Genomic DNA, 2,376 nt, shown 5'->3' on the forward strand with positions numbered 1-2,376 from the left:
CATCTGATCCGCAAGCAGTTCCATGGATTTCGTTCCCTACGCCACCCAGTCGATCAATGAGGATGACTTGGCGGCTGTGCGCCAAGTGCTGACCTCGGGCTGGCTCACACAGGGGCCGGCCGTGCCGCGGTTTGAGGAAGCGTTCGCGCAGCGTCATGGTGTGGCGCACGCCGTGGCCGTGTGCAACGCCACGGCTGGCCTGCATATTGGCTGCCTGGCTTTGAACGCTGGACCAGGAACGGCTGTCTGGACCAGTCCAAACAGCTTTGTCGCTTCTTCCAACGCTGCGCTGTACTGTGGGGCAGACGTAGACTTCGTGGATATCGATCCTGTCACCCGCAACATGTGCGTGAGGGCTCTCGCACAGAAGCTGGAAAAGGCTGAACACGAAAACCGTCTGCCAAGCATTGTCATCCCGGTTCATTTCGGCGGACTTGCTTGCGATCTGGCGCCGATGCGTGCGCTGGCTGATCGTTACGGCTTTGCGATTCTGGAAGACGCTTCGCACGCGGTTGGGGCCAGCTACAACGGGCGTGCCATTGGCAGCAGGTACGCCGAGATCAGTGTGTTCAGCTTTCACCCGGTCAAGGTCTTGACCACTGGTGAAGGCGGGATGGTCACCACCCAGAATGCAGGGCTGGCACGCCGCCTGCAGTTGCTGCGCTCCCATGGCATCACGCGCGACGCCAGCGAGATGCAAAATCCGGATGTCGGCCTGTGGCACTACGAACAGCATAGCCTGGGCTTCAATCATCGAATGACAGACATCCAGGCGGCGTTGGGTCTTTCCCAGTTGCAGCGTCTCGACGGCTTTCATGCCGCCCGCGAACATTTGGCTGATCGCTACGATCGTCTTCTGGGGGGGCTGCCGCTGCGTCGCCCAGCGCGTGCGCCCGGTCCAGGCGCGACGGCTCGTTCATCCTGGCACTTGTATGTGGTCGAGGTACTGCCCGGGCCGGGTGTGGCGGATCGTGCTACGGTATTCACCCGCCTGCGCGGGGCGGGGATTGGTGTCAATGTGCACTATGAGCCCATTCCACTGCAGCCGTATTACAAAGGCCTGGGATTCCGGTCGGGTCAGTTCCCCATGGCTGAAGCCTACGCGGCCCAGGCCATATCGATTCCTCTGTATCCGTCCCTGACAGACGCCCTGCAAGACCGCGTGGTGGCAGCATTGGCATCAGCGCTTTCTGCATGACAACGGTCATCATTGTCCAGGCGCGCATGTCCTCGACTCGGCTGCCGGGAAAGGTCCTGCTGCCGCTGGCCGGGAAACCCATGCTCATCCGGTTGATTGAGCGGCTGGGTCGGGTGCAGCGGGCGCATGCCATCGTCGTGGCAACAACGACTAATGTCGCTGATCATCCGATAGTCGATGAATGCGCGCTTCTGAATGTGCCCTGTTTCCGAGGTAGCGAGCACGATGTACTTTCGCGATATGCCGAGGTGGCGCGATTGCATGCGGCTGATGTGGTGGTTCGAATCACGTCAGATTGCCCCCTGATCGATCCGGCATTGATAGATTTGGTGATTTCCTCCTACCACGGGCAGGGTGGCAGCGACTATGTGTCCAACATGCTTCCGCCGACCTGGCCTTACGGCATGGCGGTAGAGGTGTTCAGCGCCAGAGCGCTTGAGGAAGCTCAAGCCGAGGCCGCGCAGGCCGCTGAGCGCGAGCACGTGACTCCTTTTATCTACTGGCGGCCCGAACGTTACCGTGTGCGCAATGTCGCCAGCCCCGTGGACTTGAGTCACCACCGCTGGACGGTGGATACACCCGAGGACTACGAGCTCGTGCGCCGCCTGTTCGAGACGCTGTACCCCGTTCATCCGCAGTTTTCGCAGGACGACGTCCTTGCCGTGCTTGCCGCTCACCCGGACTGGCTGACGCTGAACCAGCACATCCAGCAAAGGTCCGCGACAATAACCCAGATCACAACGGAGTCCACTCCATGAGTTTCAAGACCGAGCAGGAAGCCTTCTGGGCCGGTGACTTTGGCACCGAATACATAAAGCGCAACCAAGGGGGCGCACTGCTCGCCTCCAACCTGAATTTTTTCGTCAAAGCCTTATGTCGAGCACGCGATATTCACAGCTGCATGGAGTTCGGTGCCAACATCGGTATGAACCTCAAGGCACTCAATCTGTTGTACCCCGGCATGGATGCGCATGCCGTCGAAATCAATGCCGAAGCAGCGACGCTGCTGGGCACGGTGATCCCGTCGGCCAATGTCCGCCATACCTCCATCCTCGACTTCTCGCCATCACGCCAGTGGGACCTGACGTTGATCAAGGGGGTGCTCATTCACATGAACCCCGACATGCTGCCTCAGGTCTACGACAAGTTGTTCGCTGCCTGTGGTCGTTATCTGTTAG

Annotated in this window: 3 protein-coding genes; all 3 read left to right on the forward strand. The window is 60.0% G+C overall.

Annotated elements, in window-relative coordinates:
* Positions 1 to 22: 22 nt before the first annotated feature.
* Complete coding sequence (pseC, locus tag AC04MI_RS24665; protein WP_436078001.1) at positions 23 to 1,198, forward strand: UDP-4-amino-4,6-dideoxy-N-acetyl-beta-L-altrosamine transaminase; 1,176 nt, start codon at positions 23 to 25, stop codon at positions 1,196 to 1,198.
* Positions 1,195 to 1,956, forward strand: coding sequence for a cytidylyltransferase domain-containing protein (locus AC04MI_RS24670; protein ID WP_436078000.1), 762 nt, complete (start codon positions 1,195 to 1,197; stop codon positions 1,954 to 1,956). Before pseC ends, AC04MI_RS24670 begins: the two co-directional genes overlap by 4 nt.
* Positions 1,953 to 2,376: pseudaminic acid biosynthesis-associated methylase (locus AC04MI_RS24675; protein WP_476498982.1), on the forward strand; the 424-nt coding region annotated here is incomplete at its 3' end. The genes AC04MI_RS24670 and AC04MI_RS24675, both read left to right, overlap by 4 nt.

The organism is Acidovorax sp. LjRoot204, assembly GCF_056175785.1.